Here is a 25,801-nt window from a genome sequence, read left to right as displayed (position 1 = left end):
ACAGAGCGTGAAGCCGGTCCTGGTTCCGACCAACGACGTCAACAGCGAGCATGGCATCGTCGTGAACTGGTTCGTCGACGACCGCGACAAGGTGGAGGCCGGCGCGCTGCTCGTGGAGGTCGAGACCAGCAAGGCGGTGCTGGAGGTGTACGCCCCCGAGCCGGGCGTCGTGCTGCACCTCGTCCGCCAGGGCACCGAGGTGCCGCTGACGGAGCCGGTGGCGATGCTCTTCGAGAGCCTGGCCGACCTCACGGCCTACGCCGACCGGCTCGCCGCCGAGGCCGAGGCCCGCGCCGCCGCGCCCGGGGCGGCCCGGGCCACCGTCAAGGCGATCCAGCGGGCGCAGGAGCTCGGCGTCGATCTGTCCACATTCGACGGCTCGCGCCTGATCACGGTGAAGGACGTCGAGGCGGCCTCGAGCGCATCCCAGGCCGAGCCGGTCACCGTCGACTACTCGGCGATGCCGGCGGCGCTGGCGACGGAGCCGGGCGTCGCCCGCATCCTGCTCATCGGCGGTGCGCTCGGCGCGACGCAGGTCATCGACATCTTCAGCCAGGTGCCGACCCAGCAGGCGGTGGCGATCGTGGACGACGACCCCGGCCGCTGGGGCACCGACGTCCACGGGGTGCCGATCGTCGGGGGCAGCGACCGGCTGGCAGCGCTGTTCGCCGAGGGCGTCTTCGAGGCGGCCGTGATCGCGATCGGCTCGTCGGTGGACACCCGCGCCCGGTTCCGCAAGATCTGCGCGGAGGCGGGCATTCCGCTGGCCAACGCGATCGATCCGACCGCGAAGATCGCCACCGACGTCGTCATCGGCCAGGGCAACATCATCTGCGCGTTCTGCCATCTCGGCACCGGCGTGCGGATGGGGGACAACAACTTCCTGTCCGCGTACAACTCCTTCGACCACCACAGCGTCATCGGCTCCGACAACGCGACCGGTCCGAGTTGCGTATCGTCGGGCAAGGTGACCGTGCGCGACCGGGTCCGGCTCGGCACGGGCATCTTTCTGGAGCCCGGGGTGGTGCTCGGTGACGGGGTGCAGGTAGCGTCCGGTGCGGTGATCGTGACCTCGGTACCGGCGAATCACGCGGTCAAGACCAAGGTCGTCACCACCACCGTCGTCCCGCGCCGTTCCTGATCGGAAACGGCGTCGGCTCGGCACCGTGTACGGCCGGGCCCGACCCGGCCGCCGCCCGCGGTGCCCGGGCCGACCACGCCGAACGTCCCCGAGCGGCCGTTCGGAGCAACATCCGCGCGGAAAGGCCCGATTCGGCCCGAACGTCGGAGGACACCAGGCCGTCCGGCTGCTTCCTTGTGACCTTGTTGTCAGCAAACTTGACAGCAAGTTACATGCTCTAATGCGATAAATTCTTGCCTGTCAGCTAGGGGAACGTACGCTGCCGAACGAGTCTTGGGCGCTGCGGATGCTGACGTCGTTTCGGGGTTTCAGGAATAGGGCGAAGACATGAAGTCTCGGTTCATAACCGGCTTAGCCGCGGTTGCCGTCGTAGCTGTAGTGGCATGCGTACCGTCCGCATCCAGCGCGGCCGTTTCGGACCCGTGTGGAGCGGGGTCCAATCCGATCGTCTGCGAGAACTCCAAGGCGGGCACGCCGGTCAACGACTGGTATTCCGAGAACTCCTGGGGTGACATTCAGGGCTTCACGACCAAATCGAGCTACCAGCCGGGCGAGACGATCTCGGTGAAGGTGGACTCGCCGACCTCCGCATTCCGGATCTCGTTCTACCGCCTCGGCTACTACGGCGGCCTCGGCGCCCGCAAGATGCCGACCTCGCCGACCGCGACGTACCCGATCAAGGCCCAGGACCCGTGTAACCACGACGCCACCGGCCTGGTCGACTGCGGTAACTGGACCACGAACGTCACGTGGCAGATCCCCTCCGACGCGGTCTCCGGCGTCTACCTCGTGATGATGGACCAGCTCGACAACAACGGGTTCATGCCCTACCCGTTCGTCGTGGGCAGCGCGTCCAGCCACTCCGACATCCTGGTCCAGACCTCGGACCAGACCTGGCAGGCCTACAACGACTGGGGCGGCCAGAACCTCTACCAGGGCGGCGGCCCCGCCTACGACGGCCGCGCCTACAAGGTCAGCTACAACCGGCCGATGCGCCTCGCCGGCGACAACGGGGTCTTCTCCTCCGAGTTCCCGATGATCCAGTTCCTGGAGCGCAACGGGTACGACGTGAGCTACGCCGCCTCGGTGGACGTGTCCAACAACGCCTCGCTGCTGCTCAACCACAAGGTCTTCATGTCCTCCGGGCACGACGAGTACTGGAACCAGAAGCAGTGGGACAACGTGACCGCGGCCCGCGCGGCCGGCGTCAACCTCGCGTTCTTCAGCGGTAACGAGGTGTTCTGGCGCACCCGCTTCGAGCCGTCCATCTCCACCGGCACGGCCCCGGACCGGACGCTGGTCTGCTACAAGTCGACCAAGCTGAGCCAGAACCCGCCGAACGGCACCGCCGACCCGAGCGGCCAGTGGACCGGCACCTGGGCCGACACCGACGGGGCGGGCAAGGGCGGCAACACGAACCCGAACCAGCTCACCGGCACGCAGTTCATGGTCAACGGCTACCGGCACGACGCGATCACGGTCCCGGCCGCCTACAAGGACCTGCGGCTGTGGCGCGGCATCAGCTCGATCAACAACCTGCAGGCCGGCCAGTCGGTCACGCTCACGGCCGGCTCGCTCGGCTACGAGTGGGACGTCGACGTCGAGAACGCCACCCGCCCGGCGGGCGCCGTCGCGTTCTCCTCGACGACCGTGAACATCACCGACAACACGCTGCTGCTCGACCCGGACCACGGCAACAACTACGGCAACGGCGTCGCGACGCACAGCCTGATGGCCTACCGCGACCAGACCTCCAAGGCCCTGGTGTTCGGGGCCGGCACCGTGCAGTGGTCGTGGGGCCTGAGCTCCTTCCACTCGGGGCAGGCCAGCACCGAGGACTCGCGGATGCAGCAGGCGACGATCAACATCCTCGCCGACATGAGCGCGCAGCCGCTGACCCTGATGTCGGGCCTCACCCAGGCCGCCAAGTCCACCGACACGACCGGCCCGACGGTGACCATCACGTCGCCTACCGCCGGTAGCTCGGTGCCGCTGCTGAGCCCGGTCACCGTCACCGGCACGGCCGTCGACGTCGGCGGCGGCAAGGTCGGCCGCGTCGAGATCTCCGTCGACGGCGGCACCACCTGGAAGCCGGCCAACGGGCTGGGCACCTGGAGCTACACCTGGACCCCGGCCACGCAGGGCGCGGCCAGCATCAAGGTGCGGGCCTCCGACGACAGCCTGAACATCGGGGCCGTCGCGACCCAGTCGGTGAACGTCGGCGCCCAGCAGTGCCCGTGCACCGCGTTCACGTCCTCGACCGTGCCGACGAACGCCGACTCCCAGGACGCCTCGCCGAACGAGCTCGGCGTCAAGTTCCGGGTGCCGACCGCGAGCTCGGTGAAGGGCGTCAAGTTCTACAAGGCCGCCAACAACACCGGCACGCACGTGGGCAAGCTCTGGAACTCCAGCGGGCAGCTGCTGGCGTCGGGCACCTTCACCGGTGAGACCGCCTCGGGCTGGCAGACGCTGCAGTTCGCCAACCCGGTGCCGATCGCCGCCAACACCACGTACGTCGTGTCGTACTACACGCCGACGGGGCACTACTCGTACGACAGCGCCTACTTCGCGACCAAGGGCGCGGGCCCGACCGCGGTCCAGCTGCTGAAGTCCGGCGTGGACGGCTCCAACGGCGTCTACAAGTACGGCACCGGCGGCGGCTTCCCGAACCTCAGCTGGAACGACACCAACTACTGGGTCGACGTCATCGTCGACTCCGCCGGGGCGAGCCAGAACCCGCCGACGGTGACGGCGCAGACGCCGGCCGGCTCCGCGACGGGCATCGGCCTGAACACGGCGGTGACGGCGACGTTCAGCCAGGACATCGACCCGACCTCGCTGCAGTTCACCCTCAGCGCCTCGGGCGGCGCGACGGTCCCGGCCGCGGTCAGCTACAACAACACCACGCGAGTGGCGACGTTGCAGCCGAACAGCGTCCTGAGCCCGTCCACCGCGTACCAGGCCTCGGTGAAGGCCTCGGACGCCTGGGGCACCGCGATGGCCAGCCCCACCGTGTGGTCGTTCACCACGGGCTCCAGCTCCGCGATCGCCTGCCCGTGCTCGATCTGGTCCAACTCGGCGATGCCGGCCAACCCGAGCGCCAGCGAGGCCAACTCGCTGGAGCTGGGCATGCGCTTCACCTCGGCGGTGGACGGCAAGGTCACCGGCGTCCGGTTCTACAAGAGCGTCGACAACACCGGCACGCACACCGGGACGCTCTGGTCGAACACCGGGCAGCAGCTGGCGACGGGCACCTTCAGCGGTGAGACGGCGTCCGGCTGGCAGACCCTGACGTTCGCCACCCCGGTGTCGATCACCGCCAACACGCCGTACGTCGTCTCGTACCACACGACGGTCGGGCACTACGCCTACAACGCCGGGTTCTTCACCGACCCGCTGGTGTCGTACCCGCTGACCGCGGTCGCCGACACGGCGACGGGCCACAACGGCCTGTTCCTGCTCAGCAACAGCGTCGCCTTCCCGACATCGACCTGGAACGCCAACAACTACTGGGTCGATGTGATCTTCACGACGCCGTGAGACGATGAAATGGCCCGCACCCGGGTTCGGGTGCGGGCCATTTCTCTTGCAACCAGTCAAAAGCCGCGCGGCATTCTTTTCCGTGCGACATTGGGCCGGCCGGGCCCGGAGGGTGGCAGATGAGTTCGGTCAGTGTGGTCATTCCGTGTTACAAATACGGCCATTACCTCGCCGATTGCGTCAGCAGCATCGTCGACACCAACCCCGGAGTGGACATCCGGGTCCTGATCATCGATGACGCCTCGCCGGACGACTCGGCCGAGAAGGCGCACGCGATCGCGGCGGCCGACCCGCGGGTCGAGGTCCGGGTCCACGAGCAGAACAAGCGGCACACGGCCACCTACAACGAGGGCCTGATGGAGTGGGCCGACGGCGACTACTGCGTGCTGCTGTCCGCCGACGACCTGCTGACCCCGGGCGCCCTCACCCGCGCCGTGGCCCTGCTCGACGCCAACCCGAACGTCGGCTTCGTCTACGGGCACCCGGTGCACTTCCAGCACCCGGGCCCGCCCCCGCCGGCCCGGACCGAGGACCGCGGCACCAGCGTGTGGCCGGGGCACTGGTGGCTGGAGCGGCGGTTCCGCGAGGCCACCGGCTGCATCACCTCGCCCGAGGTCGTGGTCCGCACCTCGCTGCAGCACAAGGTCGGCGGCTACGACGTCGACCTGCCCCACGCCGGCGACATCGAGATGTGGATGCGGCTGGCGGCCCACGCCGACGTCGGCTACGTGCGGGCCGACCAGGCGTACTACCGCCTCCACGGCGACAACATGTCCCTGACCGACTACGCCGGGGCGGTCAACGACCTGCGCCAGCGCAAGGCCGCCTACGAGGCGGTGCTGGCCCGCTGCGGGGACCTGCTGCCCAACGCGGCGGAGCTCGACGCCATGGTGCACCGCCGGCTGGCCCGGTTCGCGCTGCGGCGGGTCGTGCGCGCCTACGACCGCGGCCGCACCACCGAGGTGCCGCTGGACGAGCTCATGGCGTTCGCGGAGGAGTGCTGGCCGGACTACCGCAGCCTGCCGGAGTTCCGGGGCCTGCGGGTCCGCCGCCAGATCGGCCCCACGGCGATGCCGTACCTGCAGCCGCTGGTGCTGTCCGCCGTCGCGCACAAGGGCCGCGAGTGGCTGTGGTGGCAGTCCTGGAAGCGGCGCGGCATCTGAGCACACGAAAGAGCCCCCGTGTCGTGGCACGGGGGCTCTTCGCATGGGCTACGGCTGGGCCGGGGCTTCCCAGTTGGTCCAGTAGCTGTTCGGGTTCACGACGTAGTCGACGGTCGCGCTGGGGATGTGCTCGACCCGGTGCTTCTTGCTGAAGCGGTAGATCAGCTCCCAGTCCTCCTTCGGCGCCACCGAGGACTTCCGCCGCAGCCGGCTGAAGCGCAGGTCCCGGCTGCGCCGGGCGACGAACGGGTTGGAGTCGAGGAAGCACCGCTCCCAGGCGAGCTTCCGGTCGAACGGCACCGACAGCACGTCGCGCTCCTCGCCGTCCGGCGTCACCCGGCGCATGGCCGTGTAGACCGCGTCGGGCCGCGACTCGGCCGGCTCCTCCAGCTTCGCGAGCGCGACCTCGAGGTGGTTCGAGTGCCAGGCGTTGTCGTCGTCGAGGAACGCGACGAACGGCGAGTCCGTCAGCCGCATGCCGATGTTGCGGCTCACGCCGAGCACGTTGATGTTGTGCCGGAGGCTCACGACGTGCAGGCGCGGGTCGGCCGGCAGCTCGGGCAGCCCGCCGCCGCCGTCGTCGACCACGATGACGACCTGGTCGCGCACGGTCTGGGCGAGCACCGACTCCACGGCCCGCTGGAGCCCGTCGGGGCGCTTGTAGGTCAGCACCACGGTCGCCACCCGCGCCGCGGGCCGCCGTCCGCCCGGCAGCGTGGCCAGCAGGCGGCGCACCTCGCTGTCCTCGAACCGGCGCAGACCGATGGCGGTATGGCCGAGCATCACCTTGTTGCGCATTTCCTCGAGCGGCAGCCACCCGTACCGGGCGCGCAGCTGTCGTTTGACCAAACGGATCACTGTGGCTCCTAGGAGACTTCGGGTGCGGCGGCCGCGAGGATCAGCGGGTCGTCGGCGGGGGTCGGTTCCGTGGGCTGCTCCCGCTTGGCGCGCAGGCTGCGCACCAGGGGCCAGACGAACGGCAGGTAGGCGACGACGCCCGCCAGCCCGCCCAGCGCCAGTCCCAGGAACCCGTTGCCGACCACGTGGTGCACACCCCACGCGGCCAGGCCCATGGCGATGCCGCCGAGGGCCGGCATGAGACACGCGCGCGCCACGTCGCCGACGCGGATGCCCATTCGGGACAGTACGAACAGGAACACCGGAGCGACGAGGAGGCCCGCGACGACCGCCTGGCCGGCGGCCACGCCGTTGATGCCCCACACGTGCGCGAACCAGATCAGGATCGGGATCAGCGAGAAGAGCCACCAGCCCTGCATGACCATCAGCGTCTTGCGCTTGCGCGCGGCGATGCCGTCGTAGGCGAGCTCCACGGTCACCCGGACCAGGCCGAGCACGACCAGCCACTGCAGCGCCACCGCGGCGCCGTCCCACTGGTCGCCGTAGACGAACTTGATGATCGGGTCGGCCAGCACGCCGAGCACCACGCACATCGGCACCGCGGCCGCGACGACCAGGCCCATGGCCCGGGTGAAGCCGGCCGCGAACTCGGCCGGCGACTCGGCGAGCCGGGAGAAGCCGGCGAAGGACACCCGCCGCGCCGTCTCCGAGACCATGCGCACCGGCCAGCTCGACATGTTGAAGGCCATGGCGTAGAGGCCCAGCGCGGCCGGGCCGAGGACCGAGCCCACGACCACCGAGTCGAGGTTGACGATGCCGAGCGTGAGCAGGCTGGCGGCGGCGAGCGGGAGGCCGAACCTGTACAGCTCGCCGGCCAGCTTGCGGTTCCAGCCGAAGCGCAGCATGCCCGGGGCGGCCAGCGCGAAGCCGACCAGCGCGACCAGGTTGCCGGCCAGCGAGCCCCACGCGAAGGCGAGCGCGCCGACGTGCATGGCCGCGAGCACGATCGTCACGGCGGTGTTCACCACGAAGTTGAGGATGTCGACCACGGTCCGCCAGAACTGCTGGAAGTCGCGGTTGAGCTTCGCGAGGGGCACGCAGGCGATGCCGTCGATGATCACGCTCAGGCACAGCAGGCGGAGCATCAGCGTGGCGTCGGGGGAGCCCAGCAGCCGGGCCACCGTGGGCGCGGTGAAGTAGAGCAGCACGTAGAAGGCCGTGCTCGAGGCCGTCGACAGGGTGAGCACCGTCGGCGCGAACCGCTTGATGTCGCCTTCCCAGCGCACGAGGGCGAGGCTCACGCCCATCTCGTTGAGGGAGAGCAGCATCGCCAGCACCAGCAGGCCGACGGCGTAGAGGCCCCATTCGGTCGGGCCGAAGAAGAGCCGGGCCAACACCACACCGCTGGCGAACGTGCCGACCCGGCGTACGACGGTGTTGATGAGGCTCCAGCGGGTCGCGGACGCGACCTTCCGGTTCAGCTCCGTCACAGTGACGGTTCTCCCCTCAGCAGCTGATCCTGACGGGCCATGCCGAGGTAGGCCCCGGCGAGTCCCATCATCAAGAAAGACGACCCGGCGACCATGGGGAAGCTGAGCGTGTCGAAGGTCGCGGTGACGACCAACATGACGAGCCCGACCGCGGCGAAGCCCTGCCCCGTCTCCTTGCGAGCCAGGTCGGCGAACCGCCGGCGTCCCGCGCCGCCGCAATGCAAGCACACGATGTAGATGACCACGACGGCGGCCACGCCCACGATGCCCATCTCGACCAGCGCCAGCAGGTATTCGTTGTCCGTGTACCGGTACATCAGGGGCAGGAAGGTGCCGTACCCCCGGCCGGTCAAGGGCCGCTCGTTGAAGTAGGTCGAGATCACGGCGGACGTCGCGGTCCGCGAGTTCGTGCTGTTGTCGCCGCCGTTGAACATGGCCGAGAAGAGCCCGATCACGGTGCCGGCGAGGCCCGGCAGCACGACGGGTGAGACGCCGATGCCGACCGTGAGGGCGCCCATCGTCGGCAGCAGCCGCTTCGCCGGCCAGGTGGGCAGCAGGGTCAGGAACACGATGGCGAGCCCGATGATCGACGTGCGCGACACCGTCATCACGGCCGACAGCGCGATGATGACGACCGGCAGCCACTGCCGCAGCACGCCCCGCCTCACCGGGTTGAACCCCTGCTGCAGCGCGAACGGCAGGGCGATGGCCATGATCGTGGCGAGCTCGAGGGTGTTGGCCGCGGTCGACGTCGGCCGGACGAACGAGCCCCGGCTGATCAGCTCGGGGCCGCTGTTCGAGAAGCCGGGAATGCTCATCCAGGCGGTAAGGCTGGTCTTGAACAGGAACTCGAGGATCGCGACGAAGCCGACGACGGCCGCGCACCGCACGAAGAGCCGCAGCAGCCGGTCCAGGTCCGCGTAGTCACGCAGGGACGTGGAGATGAGGACCACCGGGAACCACGCCAGCAGCTGGATGAGCGCCCGGTCGGCCGCGCTGGACTCCAGCGCCGAGCTGTCGCGGCGGGCGGCCGCGATGTAGCTGAGCAGCACGGCCACGGCGAAGAAGAACATCGCGAGCCGGGGCGCCCGGGTGAACAGCGCCGGGGTGATCCGGCGCATCAGCCAGCTCACCCCGTACCAGACGAGCGCGGCGAGGATGAAGACGTTGGCGAGCGTGCCGGTCGCGCCCAGCCCGGGCAGCACGATCCGGGACGGGATCAGCAGCAGCAGGACGATGTAGATGGCCAGGATGGTGACCGGGCCCTGGCCGGCCGATCGGCGCGACGTGTAGATCGCGCCGAGCCGCCTAAGCACCGAGGGTGAGGCGGACCCGCGCGCGGTGGCGGTCGATGACACGGACGTGGCCTCGCTCGGCTGACTCGGCTGCTTCGACGGAGGGACGACAGCGACCACTTCAGCGGGCCGAGCCCCAGCGGCCGTTGGCCTTGTCTCCGTCGCCCCGGCGCCGGCGGCCGCCGTCGGACCCGCCCGGCTTCACGGGCATCTGGAGCACGACCGTCTGGTCGGCCGACGCCGGTCGGTCGGCGTCGGGGCCGGACTGGTTGGCGTTGGTCGCCTGCTTGGCGTCCACGTCGAGAATGACCGTCTGGTCGAGAGGCACGTCCGACCACACGACCGGGATCGGGGTGGCGCGGGACTGCGACTTCACCATGACCGCGGCCCCCGCCGCGGGCGCCGGAACCGGCTGGGTGTCCGAGGTGGACTTCTGATCCCCGGCCAGGCGGCGCGCCTTGTTCCGGCTCACGCTCTCCAGGACGAACGTCAGCAGCAGCGTCAGCGCGACCATGCCGCCGACCGCGCCGAGGACGACCTCGATCTTCTTCTTCAGCTTCGTGGTCGGCGTCTGCGGCGGGACGATCTCCGTCATGCGGATCTGGTCCTGCGTCTTGACCCCGTTGGCCTGCTGGATCTGGGTCAGCCGCTCCTGCGCGAACACGGCCACGGCCTTGGTCGACTGCAGCGTGTGGGCCTTGTTGTCACCGGTCACCGTGAAGGTGAGGAAGGGCCCCTGCGCGCCGTCGGCGAGGGAGACCGCGTACTTCTCGGTCACGCCCCGGCTCTTGAGCTCCTCCACCGCGTCCGTCGACTGAAGGCTGCGGCCGAGGAAGTCGGCCGTGGCGATCAGTGACGCGTCGAAGGTCATGAACGGGTTGTCGTTGCCCTTGGTGGCGACCGTCGTCGCCATGGGCGAACTGAGCAGGCTCACCGTGGTGAACGATTCGTAGGTGTTGGGCACCACGACCGAGGCGGTGACGCCCAGACCGATCGCCACGATGAACATCGGTACGACGATGCGCCATCGCTTTCGCAGGACACGAAGGATTTCGCCGAGGTCCATGGCCCCCTCCAAGTCCCGCCGGGACGCATATTGAGACGCGTGATGATCAGCGCGGCAGCGTCCCGATTCCGGACATGCGGCGGCGTCCAGCGCGCTCGGCCACCACGCTATACGGCACGTGGGTGCGTCGGCTAGCAGAAGTTGAGTCGGGTTCTATGCTGCGTGGCGCACCGGGACGCCATCATGTCACCATTGCCCGGACTTGGGTAAGCCGGAGGGGGTGCCAGCGGATGTATCTCAACGACGTCGTCCGCGCGCTGAGCCGGCAGTGGATCGTCGTCATCCTCGGGGTGATTTTGACCGCAGGGCTCGGCTACCAGGCCGCGCGGGTCACGCCGGTGTACCTGGCCTCCGAGGTGCTCGTGGTGAAGTACCCGGTTTCGCCGGATTCGCCCAACCCCTTGACCGGGCTGTACCCGCCCGTCGCCATCACGGCGGCCGCCGTCGCGACAAGTCTGCGGACGCCGGCCTTCGAGGAGGAGTTCCGCCGGGCGGGGATGACCGGCACCTACGAGTTCGCCCCCCGCAACACGGGCACCAACCAGGAGCCCCGCTACATCATCTCCTCGCTGACGGTCACCAACACCACCGACAGCGAGGAGCAGGGGCTCCTGGGGCTGCGCATCCTGACCGCGGCCTACACCGACAAGCTCACGGAGCTGCAGGACCGCTGGAACGTGCGGCAGGACCTGCGCTTCACGGTCTCGACCCTCGTGGCGCCGAGCGTGACGATGCTGTCGCACTCGGCCGTGCGGGCGCTGCTCGGCTCGGCGCTCCTGGGCGGCCTGGCCACCCTGGTCGTGCCGCTCTGGGTCGACAAGTACGTCCGGCGCCGCCGCCGGATTCGCGCGGCCCGCAAGGCGGCCGAGGCGGGCGGAAGCCTGGCCGCCGGCGCCGCCTAAGCCTCGGTCAGCTCCCCGCCCGACTCGACGTACTCCGCGCCGGTCGACGGGCACACGAACCGCCCGTCCCCCTTCGCCACCAGCCGCACGCCCGCCCGGCCGACCCACCCGATCCGCCGGGCCGGCACCCCGACCACCAGGGCGAAGTCCGGCACATCGGACACGACCACGGCGCCGGCGGCGACGAGCGCCCAGCGCCCGACGGTCACCGGGGCGACGCAGACCGCCCGGGCCCCGATGGCGGCGCCGTCGCGGATCACCACGCCGACGGCCTCCCAGTCTTCGCCGGTCTTGAGCCGGCCCTCCGGCGTGACCGCCCGCGGATAGGTGTCGTTGGTCAGCACCGCCGCCGGGCCGAGGAAGACGCCGTCGCCCAGCGTCGCCGGCTCGTACGCCAGCGCGTAGTTCTGCATCTTGACGTTGTCGCCGAGTCGTACGCCGGGGCCGACGTAGGCGCCGCGGCCGATTACGCAGTTGCGTCCGAGCCGGGCCTCCTCGCGTACCTGGGCCAGATGCCATACGGTGGTACCTGCGCCGATCTCCGCCCGATCGTCGACATCCGCGCTGGCCATCACCCGGGCCGGGCGCGGCTCTTCATTCAGCTCGTCCATCGCGGCATCCTAACGTCCGCCGTCGTCGCCGCCGCCCATGTAAGAAAGGCGACAGGTTGGCACCTGACCGGCCCATTGCCTTCGCCGGGGGAGTCGCGCAGCGTACATCCGTACTTTCATGTCTCAACGGCGGAACGGGGCGATCCGGACCATGGCCAAAACGCGGCCGCACGTCGCCATCCTCGTGGCCAACCTGCCCGCGGAGCGAGACCGTCGCGTCATCCGCGAGTGCTTGAGTCTCGAGGCGAACGGGTACGACGTCACCGTGATCGCCCCGCGGGGTGATCCGTCGCTCAAGATCCTGCCGAACAGCCGGAACACGCGGCTCAAGCCGTACCCGGTCAAGGTCTACGGCAGCGGTGTCGTCACCTTCGCGGTCGAGTTCGCCTGGTCGTTCATCTGCATCGCGTTCCGGCTGCTGGGCGAGATCCTCGCCGGGCGGGCCCACGCGGTCCAGGTCTGCAACCCGCCGGACGCGTACTGGCCCCTGGCGATCCTGTTCCGCGCGCTGGGCCGCCCGTGGGTGTTCGACCACCACGACCTGTGCCCCGAGGTCTACGCCACCCGCTCCGGCACGCCGAACGGCCTCGTGTTCGGCACGCTGGTCGCGTTCGAGTGGCTCACCCTGCGCACGGCGACGGCGGTCTTCGCCACCAACGAGTCGTACCGCTCCAACGCGCTCGGCCGCGGCGTCAAGCCCGAGAAGATCACCGTCGTGCGCAACGGCCCGAGCGCGAGCGAGATCAAGCCCGCCCCGCCGCAGGCCGGCCCGCAGGACGAGCACACGATCGTCTACCTCGGCGTGCTCGGCCCCCAGGACAACGTCGAGGGCGCGGTGCTGGCGGCCGAGGAGCTGATCCGGCTGCGGCCCCGGCCCGACTGGCGGATGGTCATCGCGGGCGACGGCGAGACCCTGCCCGCGCTGACCAAGCTCGTCGCGGAGCGCGGCCTGGGCAACGTCGTGGAGTTCACCGGCTGGCTCGAGGGCCCGGCGATCGACGAGCTGCTGCGCAAGGCGACCGTGGCCATCCAGCCCGACCTGCCGACGCGCATGAACAACCTCTCGACGATGGCCAAGACGGTGGAGTACCTCGGCCGCGGGGTGCCCGTCGTCGCGGCGGACCTGATCGAGACCCGCCGCAGCGCCGGCGAGGCCGCGGTCTACGTCGAGCACGGCACGCCGCACGAGTACGCGACCGCCCTGGCCGCGCTCCTGGACGACCCGGCCGAGCGGCAGCGGATGCGCGAGGTCGGGCTGGCCCGCTTCGCCCACGAGCTGTCCTGGGAGCACCAGAGCCGCGGCTACATCGAGGTGTGGAACCGTCTGCTGGCCAAGCGGCTGCGCCGGGCCAAGGCCTCAGCCTCATGACGTCGCCCGACGGCGAGGTCCTCAACGTCCTGTTCCACGGGATCGGCACGCCCGAGCGCGAGCTCGAGCCCGGCGAGGACACGTACTGGATCGACGCGGACACGTTCCACCGCATTCTCGACGACGTGGTGGCCGCCTCGGCCGCGGGCGACCTGCCCGCGCTGCGGCTTAGCTTCGACGACAGCAACACCTCGGACGTCACCGTCGGCCTGCCGGCGCTGCTGGAGCGGGGGCTGACCGCCGACTTCTTCGTGCTGGCGGGCCGGCTGCGCTCGCCCGGCAGCCTCGACGCCGACGCGGTGCGGGAGCTGCGGCGGCAGGGCATGAACATCGGCACCCACGGGATGCACCACCACCCGTGGCGCGGCCTGGACGCGGACAAGCGCCGGGACGAGTTCGTGACCGCCCGCGAGACCATCGCCGAGGTCATCGGGGCGCCCGTCACCCAGGCCGCCTGCCCGCTGGGCCGCTACGACCGCCAGACGCTGAGCGAGCTGCGCCGGCTGGGCTACGCCGAGGTGTTCACGAGCGATCGCCGTTACGCGCGCCGGGGACGGTGGCTGCAGCCGCGGTACAGCGTCCGCCAAGGCGACACCGCGGAGAGCTTCCGGGCCCAGATCGCCGCGAGCCGGACCCCGGCCATGCGCACCCGCAACGCGCTGGCCGGGACCGTGAAACGCCTTCGTTAGGCCGGCTTCTTCGCCTGTGGGTGCACCGTCCACGGGCCCGGTGTCTCGCGCATGCGGGTCGGGCTGAGCAGGGACTTCACCGCCATGCGGCTCTGCGGCTTGCCGGTGACCGCGCGGCTGGACTCGCGCAGCAGCAGCACCGACCAGTAGACGCCGGCAGCCGCGAGCGAGTGCCGGCGGCGGTAGAGCCGGACCCGGTTCGTGGTGAGCAGCGCCCACAGCCGCGGCGAGACTCGGGAGTCGCCCTCCAGGTGCACCGCGCGGGCGGCCGGGTTGTAGCGGGTGCCGAGGCCGGCGTCGCGGGCGCGCAGGGCGAAGTCGGTCTCCTCGGAGTACAGGAAGAACGACTCGTCCCAGGGCGCGCAGCGGTCCCAGCACTCCTTGCTCACCAGCATGGTGGAGCCCTCGGCCCAGTCGGCCATGCGCTCCTGCTCGTAGTACGCGTCGTCGGTGATCACCTCGCCGAGCACCGGGAACTTCCCGGCCCGGCGGGCGCCCATGAGCGCGTCGCCGAGGATGCGCGGGATCGAGGGCTCGCGGCGCAGGGTGGGGATGAGCCGCCCGGTGCCGTCCTCGATGCGCGGCACGGCGAGCCCGACCCCGGGCGTGCGCAGCGTGTCCAGCAGCGTGCGGATGCAGCCGGGGCCGAGCCGGACGTCCGGGTTGAGCACGAGGACGGCCGTGTGCGGACCGGCCACGGCCACGGCGGCGTTGATGCCCGCGGCGTAGCCGGCGTTGCGGCCCATCTCGACGATGGTGGCCTCGGGCGCGAGCCGGCGCAGCGCCTCGACGGTGCCGTCGGCCGAGGCGTTGTCCGCGACCGTCAGGTGCCAGCGCACGCCGTCCAGGCCGGTGCCGAGCGACTCCATCAGCGCCGGCAGCAGCTGCTCGCTGTTATAGGTGACCACGACGACCGCCACGGCCTCGTCCTGCACGTTCGCCTCCGCGCTCATTTGCCCGCCAGCCGGGACTTGACCATGCGCAGCAGCTTGCCGGTGCGCCCGCTTCGGAGGGCGTCGCCCACCTTGCCCGTCTTCACCGACCGCATCATCGCGTCCTGCGCCCGCCGCGCGGAGGTGACCGACCACGACCGGCCGACCCGGCCCGCGGCCACCGGCAGCTCGGCGTTGCGCAGCCGGTCCTTGTACAGCGCCTTGGACTTGCCCAGGTCGACGTGGCCGATGCCGTCCGCCGCCCCGGCCTCGGCCATCCGGAGGCAGAGCAGGATGCCGGCCGAGTACTTGTGCAGGTCGGTGTCGTAGGACGGGAACCAGTAGGCCAGCACCGACTCGCTGCGCAGCCCGAGGTGCGCCGCGACCGGCCGGTCGCCCGCGTAGATGGTGGAGACGACGGCGCGGCACCCGGGCGCGTCCGAGGTCATCAGGTCGTCGATGACCTGGCGGATCCAGGGCGTGTCGAACCGGTCGTACTGCTGCGTGCGCTGGTACTGCGCCGACTTCCAGGCCCGCAGCGCGTCGAACGCGGTGTCGCTGCGGTCTTCCCAGACGAAGCGCTCCTCGCCGAGGTCGCGCACCATGCCCCGCTGCTTGCGGTTGGCCTGGCGGACCACGTCGCCCTCGCGCATCCGGTCGGCGATGTACTCCTCATAGCCCTTGGAAACGTCCATGATGGGCGAACCCGCGCGCTCCTGGTGATAGGGCGCGAACGGGGCCTGATCGCCCATCAGGTGATCGAACTCCCAGACGGGGAGGTTGCACGCGCGCAGCAGCGCGATCGGGTCCCACTCGAGCCCCTTCGCGTGCACGAGCCCCTGGCAGTCGGAGATGCCGAAGCCGATCGGCACGCCGATGACCCGCCGGCGGATCTCGTAGGCGAAGAAGCCGGCCACCTGTCCGTCGTCCTCGAGCACGGCGACCCGTGCGGCGGGCCTCACCCGGGCGACCGCGAGGGTGAATTCCGGCGACAGGAACGGGCTGGCCAGGGCCGGGTCCGCCTGCTGCAGGGCGCGCCATCGGTCCAGTTCCGCCGGGCCGAGATCAGTCGCACGGACAACCGAGATCTTCACCTAGTGTCTTCTCCCCAAATCGCTGCGCGCGAGCGTCGTCCGGGCGCGTCCATCCTGCCGGTACGGCGTGTGATGCCGAAACATCTTCGAGTGTCGGCTATGCGCACCGGACGGCCACCGTTCGGCGCGGTTCGACGGGTGGCAGACTAGCCTCTCGTGATGCTCTACGACTGCAGCGTGCTTGCCGAGCGCGAGCGCGGGATCGCCGCCGCCATCGAGGCCGTTGGCCGCGGGGACCTGATCGTCATGCCGACCGACACCGTGTACGGCATCGGCGCCGACGCGTTCAAGTCCTGGTCCGTCACCGCGCTCAACAATGCCAAGGGTCGCACCACTCCGGTGCCGGTGCTGGTGGGTTCGCGGCATACGCTCGACGGGCTCGTGTTCGGCCTGCCCCAGGCCGCCCGCGACCTGGTCGACGCGTTCTGGCCGGGCGCGCTGACCATCGTGGTGGAGCACGCGCCGAGCCTGCAGTGGGACCTGGGCAGCACCGACGGCACGGTCGCGGTGCGCATGCCCCTGCACCCCATCGCGCTCGAGGTGCTGCGCGAGACCGGCCCGATGGCGGTGTCCTCGGCCAACAAGCACGGGCAGGCGCCGGCCGAGACCGCCGCCGAGGCGCGGGACCAGCTGGGCTACTCCGTGAGTGTGTACCTCGAGGGCGGCCCCTGCCCCGAGCCCGTCGCGTCCACGATCATCTCGGTCGTCGGCGGCGAGCACCGGGTGCTGCGGGCCGGCGCGATCCCGCTGGAGAAGCTGCGGGAGGTCGTGCCCGACCTCATCGCGATCGAGTCCTGAGGGCCTCCTGATGGCGCCGTTCAGCGTGCTGTGCGTCTGCATGGGCAACATCTGCCGCTCGCCGATGGCCGAGCGGCTCCTCGTGGCCGACGCGCTCGCGCTGGGCGGCTCGGCGGACGAGCTCTACGTGCACGGCGCCGGCACCGGCGGCTGGCACGCGGGGGAGCCGATGGACCCGCAGGCGGCCCGGCAGGTGCTCGCCCGCGGCGGCAGCGTCGACGGGTTCAGGGCGCGCAAGCTGCTCGCCGAGCACGTCGACGGCTCCGACCTCGTGCTCACCGCGACGATCGAGCAGGTCGAGTTCGTGGCGGAGCTGCGCCCCGACGCGGCCGCGCGCACGTTCGTCTTCGGCGAGTTCGGCCGGCTGGTCCGCGGCCTGGAGCCGCCCGCCGGGCCGACCGCGTACGAGCGCGGGGTGGCGCTGGTCGAGGCGGCCGATCGCGCGCGGGCGGGGCGGCCGGCCCGGGAGTCGGACGAGCTGGACGACCCGTGGGGCCGCGCCGACTCGTACTTCAGCCGGGTCGCCGACGAGATCCGCGCTACGACCGCGCCGTTGGCTGAGGCGCTGTTCGCACGCTGAGCGCGGCCCTGGCGATGTTGCGCGCCATGCGCCCGAAGACCAGCCCGTGCAGCGGGGCGACCGAGCGCCAGTACGCGTGCCCGGCCAGCCCCCGCGGGACGAACACGAGCACCTGCTCGTAGACGGTGCGGTCCTGCTCGTCGACGGCGGCGCGCAGCTCCAGCCACGCGCGCCCGGGCATCTTCATCTCGGCCCGCAGCCGCAGCAGCTCGCCGGGGACGATCTCCTCCACCCGCCAGAAGTCCAGCGCCTCCCCGGCGTAGAGCCGCTGCGGGTCCCGGCGGCCCCGGCGCAGGCCCACGCCGCCGAAGAGCCGGTCGACGCCGCCGCGCAGGGACCAGGCGAGGCGGGAGGAGTACCAGCCGTGCTCGCCCCCGATCGACTCGATCACGTGCCAGAGCTGCTCGGGCGACGCCTCCGTGTAGTGGGCGCGCTCGTCGCGGTAGGCGCTGCCGCCCGACCAGGCCGGGTCGCTCGGCAGCGGGTCGCTCGGCGCGCTGCGCAGCATGGCGCCGGACCAGCGGGTCTCCACGTTGGCGTCGCGGATGCGGCGCAGCGCGAGCGAGACCGCGGTCTCGAAGCCGGTCAGGCCGTCGTGCGGGTCGGGCACGTAGGCCGCGATGTCGTGCTCGGTGCAGACCGCCTCGTGGATGAGGCTGCCCACGAGCGGGCGGGCGATCCGGTTCGGCACCGGGGTGACGAGACCCACCCAGTACGACGACAGCCGCGGGGTCAGGACGCGCACGGGCAGGAGCACGCGGCGCGGGAGGCCGGCGATGCGGGCGTACCGCTGCATCAGCCCGGCGTAGGTGAGCACGTCCGGGCCGCCGATGTCGAACGCGCGGTTCACCGGCGGCGGGAAGACCGTGGCGGCGGCGACGAGGTAGCGCAGCACGTCCCGGATCGCGATGGGCTGGATGCGGTTGCGCACCCAGGCGGGGGTGACCATGACCGGCAGGCGCTCGGTCAGGTACCGCAGCATCTCGAACGACGCCGAGCCCGAGCCGATGATGACCGCGGCCCGGAACACCGTGGCCGGCACGGCACAGCGCAGGAAGATGTCGCCGACCTCGCCGCGGGAGCGCAGGTGCGCGGAGGCCTTACCGGGCGGGACGGGGCCGCCGAGGTACACGATCCGCTCCACCCCGGCCCGCTCGCACGCGATGGCGAAGTTGAGCGCGCTGAGGCGGTCGACGTCCTCGAAGGACTCCTGGCCCAGGGCGTGCACCAGGTAGTACGCCACCTCGACGCCCCGCATCGCCTCGGCCAGGCCCTCGTCCTCGGCCACGTCGCCGGGGACGACCTCGACGCGATCCGACCAGGGCACGTCGCGCAGGCGGCGCGGGTCGCGGGTCAGGCAGCGCACCTCGTGCCCGGCCGCCAGCAGGCGGGGGACCAGGCGGCCGCCGACGTATCCGGTCGCGCCGGTCACCAGACATCGCATGACTTCATGCTTACCCTGCGCAATCGGACCCTAGACTCATTTCATGGGCGACACGTACTGGGGGCCCGACTTCGACGCGCTGCGGGAGACCGATCCCGAGATCGCCGACGTCGTCCTCGACGAGCTCGCGCGCCTGCGCGGCGGGCTCCAGCTCATCGCGAGCGAGAACCTCACCTCGCCGGCCGTGCTTGCGGTGCTCGGCTCCACGCTCACCAACAAGTACGCCGAGGGCTACCCGGGCCGCCGCTACTACGGCGGCTGCGGCGAGGTGGACCGGGCCGAGGCGCTGGGCATCGAGCGGGCGAAGGCCCTCTTCGGCGCCGAGCACGCCAACCTCCAGCCGCACAGCGGGTCGAGCGCCAACCTGGCCGCGTACGCCGCCCTGCTCATGCCCGGCGACACGGTGCTCGCGATGGAGCTGCCGCACGGCGGCCACCTGACCCACGGCAGCAAGGTCAACTTCTCCGGGAAGTGGTTCACCACGGTCGGCTACCCGGTGCGCAAGGACGACGAGCTGATCGACTACGACGAGGTGCGCGAGCTGGCTCTGACGCACCGGCCGAAGCTCATCATCTGCGGGGCGACGGCCTACCCGCGGCTGATCGACTTCGCGCGGTTCCGGGCGATCGCCGACGAGGTGAGCGCCTACCTCATGGTCGACGCCGCCCACTTCATCGGCCTGGTCGCGGGCGGGGCGATCCCGTCGCCGGTGCCGCACGCCGACGTCGTGTGCGCGACCACGCACAAGGTGCTGCGCGGCCCCCGCGGCGGCATGATCCTGTGCCGGGAGTCCCTCGCCCAGCGCATCGACAAGGCCGTATTCCCCTTCACCCAGGGCGGCCCGCTCATGCACGCGGTCGCGGCGAAGGCGGTGGCGCTGCGGGAGGCGTCCCAGCCCGCCTACGCCGACTACGCCCGCCAGGTCGTCGCGAACGCGAAGGCGCTGGCCGCGGGGCTGGAGGGCGAGGGCATGCGGCCCGTGTCCGGCGGCACCGACACGCACCTGGCGCTCATCGACCTGCGCGCGCTGTGCATCACCGGCCGCGAGGCGGAGGAGCGCTGCGACGCCAGCGGGATCACGCTCAACAAGAACGCCATCCCGTACGACCCCGAGAAGCCGATGACCGCCTCCGGCATCCGCGTGGGGACGCCCTCGGTCACGACCCAGGGCATGAAGGAGCCCGAGATGCTGCGGATCGCGGCGCTCATCGCCGCGGCCGTCCGCGGCGAGCCGGTGGGGGAGCGGGTGCGGGAGCTCACATCCGCGTTCCCCGCGTATCCTTCGACGCGATGAAGAAGCGGCTGAACCACCTTCCCGCCCAGTTGCTCGCGATGGCGATCGTGCTGGTCGTCACCGTGCCCATCGCGCTGTGGCGCGACGGCTGGACCGGCGTCGGCGGGGACGCGGCCGGGGTCGGGCTGGTCACCCTGAGCTACGTGGTCTCCAGCCTCGTCATTGCCTGGACCGACCTGAAGGCGCACCACATGCTGCTGCCGGTGGCGCTGGCGACCTACATCATCAAGTTCACGATCATCGGTTTCGCCATGTGGGGCGCCCTGAACACGAACTGGGCCGGGCTGCCGTGGATGGGCGTCTCGGTGATCGTGTCGGTGATCGCCTGGATGACCGCGCACGCCGTGTGGGTGTGGCGCGCCAAGATCCCTTACGTCGAGGTCTAGGCCCGCAGGCCTTAACGACAGGGGTTGCGGCGCTCGGAGCCGAGCGCCGCGCCGGTTCGGCCGCCGTTCACCGACCATTCCGCCGCTGTTCGATACGTGCCGGCCGAGCAGGCCGCCGCGACCTCGCGGGTGCGCTGAGCGGCCGGTACGGAGCGCAATGTCTCGCCCTTGGCCGCCGTGAATGTCTGCTGCGCCACCGTCGTCCAGCCCGCATCGGTACTGCGCTGCAGCCGGACGGTCAGCGCGAGCCGGTCGGGGCCGGGGGAGTCGCAGTGGAAGCGGGCCGCGCCGATGAGTTTTCCATCACGGAGTGTGACACGCTGTGGTGAAATGGAACACAGTGTCCCCGTGATCCCGCCCACGGGGCGAGGCGTCTGGTCGCGGCCGGTCTTCGTCACGACGACGGCCGCGAGGATCAGCAAGAAAGCGATGGCGGCATTGCGCATGGTCACCACCCAGGTACCCATTGTTAAGATGCACGCTCAGCTAAGCCCCTGGGGGTGACCGTGCGCAACATTCACTCACGCGTCAGTCGTGTAGTTGACCCTCCGCGTCGATTCGGAGGAGTAGCGTTGACGACCGCCGGTTGATGGCCCCGGCCCGATGAGAAACCCCCGCGCGATGAGCACGCGGGGGTCGATGCACGGGTGCTCCCGGCAGGCTGATATGGTCACCGCGTCATGGCGGATAACCAGACACCAAAGCAATCCGGTGCGAGTGGCGCCAATACAGGTTGGGCCGCCGTCGGATACCTCATCTCGGGCATTGCCGTGTGGGGTTTCGTCGGCTGGCTCATCGACCGTTGGCTCGGGTCGGACGGGATCGTCACCGGGATCGGATGCGTGCTCGGCGCGGCCGGCGGCATCTACCTCGTGGTCAAGAAGCTCGGCGCCTGAGCCGGTGGCACTTCAATACATGTCGAGAGGAACGTGGTGAGCGGTCAGGTTCTGGCGGAGGTGCCCTTCCCGCCCAGCGTGAATGACATCTACCCGCCCGCCCTGTTCGGCGGTGCGGAGTGGCTTACCAAGTTCAGCCTGTTCCTGTGGCTGGCCGCCGCGATCGTGATCGTGTTCTTCCTGGTGGCCTACCGCAACCCGAAGGTCGTGCCCACCAAGGGCCAGTGGCTCGCCGAGAGCCTCTACGGGTTCGTGCGCGAGGGCGTGGCCAAGGACGTCATCGGCCACGAGGGGCTGCGCTTCGCGCCCTACCTGGCCAGCCTGTTCATCTTCATCCTGGTCGGCAACGTCTTCTCGATCGTGCCGTTCATCCAGGTGTCGCCGATGGCCCACATCGCCTTCCCGCTGATGCTGGCGCTGTGCACCTACGGGCTCTACCTCTACCAGGGCTTCAAGAAGCATGGCTTCGTCGGCTACCTCAAGCACGCGACGGTGCTGCCGGCCCCGTGGTTCATGCAGCCGCTGCTGCTGCCGATCGAGGCCCTGCAGGCGTTCATCCTGCAGCCGCTCACCCTGGCGCTGCGGCTCTTCGCCAACATGTTCGCCGGCCACATGCTGCTGCTGGTGTTCACGCTCGGCGGGTTCGCGCTGCTCAACGCGGAGAGCTTCTTCCTCAAGCCGATCTCCCTGGTCTCCTGGGCGATGACGATCATGCTCACGTTCTTCGAGCTGCTGATCGCCGCCCTGCAGGCCTACGTCTTCACGCTGCTGACGGCCAACTACCTCGCCGGCACCCTGGCCGAAGAGCACTGAGCCGCACCCGGCGTCCTCGCACCACCCACCCCCGCTTCTCGAACTTCGAAAGCGTTGCCGCTCCACCTTTTTCAGTTGTCCCGCGTGAACCGTTCACGCGAGATCCCAGGAGGATTCACAGATGGCTCTGGCAGAGATCACCGGAAGCATGGCCGCGGTCGGTTACGGCCTCGCCGCGATCGGCCCTGGCATCGGCGTCGGTATCGTCTTCGCCTCGTACATCCAGTCGACCGCGCGTCAGCCCGAGTCGGCCGGCCTCACCCGTACGTACATGTTCCTCGGCTTCGCCGTGGTCGAGGCGCTCGCCCTGCTGGGTATCGCCTTCGGCTTCGTGTTCGGCAAGTAACCTCCCCCCTTCGAATTAGCCGGGAGGTTTCCCATGCTGATCTTCGCTGAAGAAGCTGAGCACAACCCGATCATCCCGATCTGGCAGGAGATCGTCGTCGGCGGCATCGCCTTCGCGATCCTGTGCTTCGTGCTCATGAAGTTCGTCTTCCCGCGCATGGAGGAGACCTTCCGGGCGCGCGTCGACGCGATCGAGGGCGGGATCAAGCGCGCCGAGGAGGCGCAGGCCGAGGCGAACCGGCTGCTCCAGCAGTACAAGGAGCAGCTCGCCGAGGCCCGCACCGAGGCGGCTCGCATCCGTGACGAGGCGCGCGCCGACGCGACGGGCATCCGCGAGGACATCCTCGCCAAGGCCCGCGAGGAGAGCGACCGCATCATCGCCGCGGGACGTGACGCCCTGCAGACCGAGCGGCAGACCATCGTCCGCCAGCTGCGCGCCGAGATCGGCTCGCTCGCGGTCGACCTGGCCGGCCGGATCGTCGGCGAATCGCTCGAGGAAGAGGCCCGCCGCCGTGGCACGGTCGAGCGGTTCCTCGAGGAGATCGGCGAAGGCGACGCGGCCGGTGCCGCCGGGCGGCGCTGATGGACGCAGTGTTCACGAACAACGCCAACCGCGACGCCTACGGGGCCGCGGCCGACAAGCTCGCCGGGTTCTCGGCGAGCGCTGACGTCGCTGCGATCTCCAAGGCCGCCGAGGAGATCCTCGCGGTCGCGGACCTGCTGCGGCGCGAGCCGCGGCTGCGCCGGGCGCTGGCCGACCCGGGCCGCCCGGGTGCCGACCGCGCGGAGCTGATCGGCTCGATCCTGTCGGGCAAGGTCGGCACCGAGACCGTCGACCTGCTCAGCGTGCTGGTGTCCGGACGCTGGTCCGGGCCGGGCGCGCTGCTCGACGGCGTCGAGCGGCTCGGAGCCGACGCGCTGCTGTCGGCCGCCGACCGGGCCGGGGACCTGGCCGACGTGGAGGACGAGCTCTTCCGCTTCAGCCAGATCGTCGCGGGTGACCCGCGGCTCGCCGGTGCCCTGAGCGACACCACCGCGCCCGCCGCGGTGCGCTCGGAGCTCGTGTCGGGCCTGCTGACGGGCAAGGCGAAGCCGGCCACGCTCGGCCTCACGCAGCTCGCGGTCGCCGGTTTCGGCGGCCGGGGCTTCGACAGCTCGATCAGCCGCCTGGTCGAACTGGCCGCCGCGAAGCGGGACCGGTCGGTGGCCTACGTGACCACCGCCGTCGCGCTGAGCGACGCCGAGGAGCAGCGCCTGGCCGGTCGCCTGGCCGAGTTGTACGGTCGGAACGTCTCCCTGAAGGTCGACGTCGATCCGCGCATCATCGGAGGCGTGCGGGTCAAGGTCGGCGCGGACCTCTACGACGGCACAGTCGCCCGGCGCCTCGCCGAGGCCAAGACGGCGCTCTCGAAGTAATTACCCCGAAGCTTGATACTCCAGATAGAAGGTTGAGGATGGCCGAGCTGACCATCTCCTCGGACGACATTCGGGGCGCACTCGAGCGCTACGTCTCGTCCGTTGACTCAAAGATCTCCCGCGAGGAGGTCGGCGTCGTCTCGTACGCCGGCGACGGTATCGCCCAGGTCGAAGGCCTCCCCTCGACCATGGCCAACGAACTGCTCGAGTTCGAGGACGGCACGCTCGGCGTCTCGCTCAACCTCGACGTCCGCGAGATCGGCGTCGTCGTCCTCGGCAAGTTCGAGGGCATCGAGGAGGGCCAGCAGGTCAAGCGGACCGGCCGCGTGCTCTCGGTGCCGGTCGGCGACGCCTTCCTCGGCCGCGTGGTCAACCCGCTGGGTGAGCCCATCGACGACCGCGGCGACATCACCAACGAGGGCTACCGCGAGCTCGAGCTCCAGGCGCCGAACGTCATGGCCCGCCAGCCGGTCAAGGAGCCGCTGCAGACGGGCATCAAGGCGATCGACGCCATGACCGCCATCGGCCGCGGCCAGCGCCAGCTGATCATCGGTGACCGCAAGACCGGTAAGACCACGGTCGCGCTGGACACGATCATCAACCAGCGGGACAACTGGAAGTCCGGCGACCCGAAGAAGCAGGTCCGCTGCATCTACGTCGCCATCGGCCAGAAGGCGACCACGATCGCCGCGATCAAGGGCACCCTCGAAGAGCAGGGCGCGATGGAGTACACCACCATCGTGGCCTCCCCGGCGGACGACCCGGCCGGCTTCAAGTACCTCGCCCCCTACACCGGCTCGGCCATCGGCCAGCACTGGATGTACGGCGGCAAGCACGTCCTGATCGTGTTCGACGACCTGACCAAGCAGGCCGAGGCCTACCGCGCCGTGTCGCTGCTGCTGCGCCGCCCGCCGGGCCGCGAGGCCTACCCGGGCGACGTCTTCTACTTGCACTCGCGGCTGCTCGAGCGCTGCGCGAAGCTGTCGGAGGAGCTCGGCGGCGGCTCGATGACCGGCCTGCCGATCATCGAGACCAAGGCCAACGACATCTCGGCCTACATCCCGACGAACGTCATCTCCATCACCGACGGCCAGGTCTTCCTGGAGTCCGACCTGTTCAACCAGGGCGTCCGCCCGGCCATCAACGTCGGCACCTCGGTGTCGCGGGTCGGCGGCTCGGCCCAGGTCAAGGGCATGAAGGACGTCGCCGGCCGGCTTCGGCTCGACCTGGCGCAGTACCGCGAGCTCGAGGCGTTCTCCGCGTTCGCCTCCGACCTGGACAAGGCCTCCCGCGCCCAGCTGGACAAGGGTGCCCGCCTGGTCGAGCTGCTCAAGCAGCCGCAGTACTCGCCCTTCTCGGTCGAGGAGGAGGTCGTCTCGATCTGGGCCGGCACCACGGGCCAGCTGGACTCGATCGCGGTCAGCGACATCCGCCGCTTCGAGACCGAGTTCCTGCAGCACCTGCGCTCCAGCCGCAAGGAGCTGCTCGACGCGATCGCCTCGACCAAGAAGCTCGAGCAGAGCACGATCGACGGCCTGACCGAGGCGATCAACTCGTTCAAGCAGGTGTTCTCGGCCAAGGACGGCGAGACCGCGGTCAACGAGGCGCCGGCCAAGGCGCTTGAGGGCGAGCAGTCCCGCGAGACCGTCACCCGCCAGGTCCGGAAGTCGGGCTGACGC

The 25,801-nt window shown here is 70.4% G+C and carries 25 protein-coding genes; 16 read left to right on the top strand and 9 right to left on the bottom strand.

The annotated features are described in order from the left end of the window. Positions 1 to 7 precede the first annotated feature (7 nt). The 3 genes from ABT369_RS27665 to ABT369_RS27655 all read left to right on the top strand — a co-directional run bounded on the left by ABT369_RS27665 (position 8) and on the right by ABT369_RS27655 (position 5,844). Entirely contained in the window at positions 8 to 1,141 is a 1,134-nt protein-coding gene (locus ABT369_RS27665) for a biotin/lipoyl-containing protein (RefSeq protein WP_350616201.1), read from the top strand. 570 nt (positions 1,142 to 1,711) lie between these two features. Then, entirely contained in the window at positions 1,712 to 4,681 is a 2,970-nt protein-coding gene (locus ABT369_RS27660) for a DUF4082 domain-containing protein (RefSeq protein ID WP_350616200.1), read from the top strand. A 119-nt stretch (positions 4,682 to 4,800) separates the two neighbouring features. Beyond that, a complete protein-coding gene (locus tag ABT369_RS27655; RefSeq protein ID WP_350616198.1) occupies positions 4,801 to 5,844 on the top strand; it encodes a glycosyltransferase family 2 protein in 1,044 nt (347 codons plus the stop codon). A gap of 48 nt (positions 5,845 to 5,892) precedes the next feature. On the opposite strand, the gene ABT369_RS27650 is transcribed toward ABT369_RS27655, so the two are convergent. From ABT369_RS27650 to ABT369_RS27635, 4 genes are all read right to left on the bottom strand, one after another. Further along, positions 5,893 to 6,702, bottom strand: a complete 810-nt coding sequence (locus ABT369_RS27650; protein ID WP_350616197.1) for a glycosyltransferase family 2 protein — start codon at positions 6,700 to 6,702, stop codon at positions 5,893 to 5,895. A gap of 8 nt (positions 6,703 to 6,710) precedes the next feature. After that, a complete protein-coding gene (locus ABT369_RS27645) occupies positions 6,711 to 8,192 on the bottom strand; it encodes a lipopolysaccharide biosynthesis protein (RefSeq protein WP_350616195.1) in 1,482 nt (493 codons plus the stop codon). After that, the gene (locus tag ABT369_RS27640; protein ID WP_350616193.1) at positions 8,189 to 9,508 is read right to left on the bottom strand and encodes an O-antigen ligase family protein; all 1,320 of its coding nucleotides are present in this window, start codon (positions 9,506 to 9,508) and stop codon (positions 8,189 to 8,191) included. Before ABT369_RS27640 ends, ABT369_RS27645 begins: the two co-directional genes overlap by 4 nt. A 100-nt stretch (positions 9,509 to 9,608) precedes the next feature. Further along, a complete protein-coding gene (locus ABT369_RS27635; RefSeq protein WP_350616192.1) occupies positions 9,609 to 10,553 on the bottom strand; it encodes a Wzz/FepE/Etk N-terminal domain-containing protein in 945 nt (314 codons plus the stop codon). A gap of 230 nt (positions 10,554 to 10,783) precedes the next feature. Between ABT369_RS27635 and ABT369_RS27630 the strand changes: the two genes are divergently transcribed. Then, positions 10,784 to 11,455, top strand: a complete 672-nt coding sequence (locus tag ABT369_RS27630; RefSeq protein WP_350616190.1) for a hypothetical protein — start codon at positions 10,784 to 10,786, stop codon at positions 11,453 to 11,455. Here ABT369_RS27630 and ABT369_RS27625 read toward each other — a convergent pair. Continuing rightward, positions 11,452 to 12,066 carry an acyltransferase gene (locus ABT369_RS27625; RefSeq protein WP_350616188.1) on the bottom strand — a complete coding sequence of 205 codons (615 nt, stop codon included), beginning with the start codon at positions 12,064 to 12,066 and terminating at the stop codon, positions 11,452 to 11,454. The genes ABT369_RS27630 and ABT369_RS27625 overlap by 4 nt on opposite strands. Before the next feature lie 151 nt (positions 12,067 to 12,217). On the opposite strand from ABT369_RS27625, the gene ABT369_RS27620 reads away from it, so the two are divergent. Both ABT369_RS27620 and ABT369_RS27615 read left to right on the top strand, forming a co-directional pair. Then, a complete protein-coding gene (locus tag ABT369_RS27620) occupies positions 12,218 to 13,435 on the top strand; it encodes a glycosyltransferase family 4 protein (protein ID WP_350616186.1) in 1,218 nt (405 codons plus the stop codon). Beyond that, entirely contained in the window at positions 13,432 to 14,124 is a 693-nt protein-coding gene (locus ABT369_RS27615) for a polysaccharide deacetylase family protein (protein ID WP_350616184.1), read from the top strand. Before ABT369_RS27620 ends, ABT369_RS27615 begins: the two co-directional genes overlap by 4 nt. Here the strand turns inward: ABT369_RS27615 and ABT369_RS27610 are convergent. Together ABT369_RS27610 and ABT369_RS27605 are read right to left on the bottom strand one after the other, a co-directional pair. Further along, positions 14,121 to 15,077, bottom strand: coding sequence for a glycosyltransferase family 2 protein (locus ABT369_RS27610; protein WP_350616182.1), 957 nt, complete (start codon positions 15,075 to 15,077; stop codon positions 14,121 to 14,123). The two genes, ABT369_RS27615 and ABT369_RS27610, sit on opposite strands and share 4 nt — an antisense overlap. Beyond that, complete coding sequence (locus tag ABT369_RS27605; RefSeq protein ID WP_350616181.1) at positions 15,074 to 16,150, bottom strand: GNAT family N-acetyltransferase; 1,077 nt, start codon at positions 16,148 to 16,150, stop codon at positions 15,074 to 15,076. Before ABT369_RS27605 ends, ABT369_RS27610 begins: the two co-directional genes overlap by 4 nt. Positions 16,151 to 16,309: 159 nt before the next feature. Here ABT369_RS27605 and ABT369_RS27600 point away from each other — a divergent pair, with 159 nt between their 5' ends. Both ABT369_RS27600 and ABT369_RS27595 read left to right on the top strand, forming a co-directional pair. After that, complete coding sequence (locus ABT369_RS27600; protein ID WP_350616179.1) at positions 16,310 to 16,948, top strand: L-threonylcarbamoyladenylate synthase; 639 nt, start codon at positions 16,310 to 16,312, stop codon at positions 16,946 to 16,948. Positions 16,949 to 16,958: 10 nt separating this feature from the next. Next, positions 16,959 to 17,528 (top strand): arsenate reductase/protein-tyrosine-phosphatase family protein, encoded by a 570-nt coding sequence (locus tag ABT369_RS27595; RefSeq protein WP_350616177.1) that lies wholly within the window; start codon positions 16,959 to 16,961, stop codon positions 17,526 to 17,528. Here the strand turns inward: ABT369_RS27595 and ABT369_RS27590 are convergent. Further along, positions 17,488 to 18,972: an SDR family oxidoreductase gene (locus tag ABT369_RS27590; RefSeq protein ID WP_350616175.1), complete on the bottom strand. Its 1,485-nt coding sequence runs from the start codon at positions 18,970 to 18,972 to the stop codon at positions 17,488 to 17,490. The genes ABT369_RS27595 and ABT369_RS27590 overlap by 41 nt on opposite strands. Before the next feature lie 43 nt (positions 18,973 to 19,015). On the opposite strand from ABT369_RS27590, the gene glyA reads away from it, so the two are divergent. Further along, complete coding sequence (glyA, locus tag ABT369_RS27585) at positions 19,016 to 20,266, top strand: serine hydroxymethyltransferase (protein WP_350616174.1); 1,251 nt, start codon at positions 19,016 to 19,018, stop codon at positions 20,264 to 20,266. Next, positions 20,263 to 20,652 (top strand): hypothetical protein, encoded by a 390-nt coding sequence (locus ABT369_RS27580; RefSeq protein ID WP_350616172.1) that lies wholly within the window; start codon positions 20,263 to 20,265, stop codon positions 20,650 to 20,652. Before glyA ends, ABT369_RS27580 begins: the two co-directional genes overlap by 4 nt. An 11-nt stretch (positions 20,653 to 20,663) precedes the next feature. Here ABT369_RS27580 and ABT369_RS27575 read toward each other — a convergent pair whose 3' ends face one another. Next, positions 20,664 to 21,098, bottom strand: coding sequence for a hypothetical protein (locus ABT369_RS27575; RefSeq protein WP_350616170.1), 435 nt, complete (start codon positions 21,096 to 21,098; stop codon positions 20,664 to 20,666). A 234-nt stretch (positions 21,099 to 21,332) separates the two neighbouring features. Here ABT369_RS27575 and ABT369_RS27570 point away from each other — a divergent pair, with 234 nt between their 5' ends. From ABT369_RS27570 to atpA, 6 genes are all read left to right on the top strand, one after another. Continuing rightward, complete coding sequence (locus ABT369_RS27570; protein WP_350616168.1) at positions 21,333 to 21,548, top strand: AtpZ/AtpI family protein; 216 nt, start codon at positions 21,333 to 21,335, stop codon at positions 21,546 to 21,548. A gap of 36 nt (positions 21,549 to 21,584) precedes the next feature. Beyond that, positions 21,585 to 22,361: a F0F1 ATP synthase subunit A gene (atpB, locus tag ABT369_RS27565; protein ID WP_350616166.1), complete on the top strand. Its 777-nt coding sequence runs from the start codon at positions 21,585 to 21,587 to the stop codon at positions 22,359 to 22,361. A gap of 121 nt (positions 22,362 to 22,482) precedes the next feature. Next, positions 22,483 to 22,707 (top strand): ATP synthase F0 subunit C, encoded by a 225-nt coding sequence (gene atpE / locus ABT369_RS27560; protein WP_223101581.1) that lies wholly within the window; start codon positions 22,483 to 22,485, stop codon positions 22,705 to 22,707. A 36-nt stretch (positions 22,708 to 22,743) separates the two neighbouring features. After that, positions 22,744 to 23,289: a F0F1 ATP synthase subunit B gene (locus ABT369_RS27555; RefSeq protein WP_433089865.1), complete on the top strand. Its 546-nt coding sequence runs from the start codon at positions 22,744 to 22,746 to the stop codon at positions 23,287 to 23,289. Further along, complete coding sequence (locus ABT369_RS27550; RefSeq protein WP_350616162.1) at positions 23,289 to 24,122, top strand: F0F1 ATP synthase subunit delta; 834 nt, start codon at positions 23,289 to 23,291, stop codon at positions 24,120 to 24,122. The genes ABT369_RS27555 and ABT369_RS27550 overlap by 1 nt, the downstream gene beginning before the upstream one ends. Positions 24,123 to 24,160: 38 nt before the next feature. Then, positions 24,161 to 25,798, top strand: coding sequence for a F0F1 ATP synthase subunit alpha (gene atpA, locus ABT369_RS27545; protein WP_350616161.1), 1,638 nt, complete (start codon positions 24,161 to 24,163; stop codon positions 25,796 to 25,798). Positions 25,799 to 25,801: the final 3 nt, after the last annotated feature.

The organism is Dactylosporangium sp. NPDC000244 (genome assembly GCF_040300725.1).
Classification (GTDB): Bacteria; Actinomycetota; Actinomycetes; order Mycobacteriales; family Micromonosporaceae; genus Dactylosporangium.
This window is presented reverse-complemented; position numbering and strand designations above follow the sequence as displayed.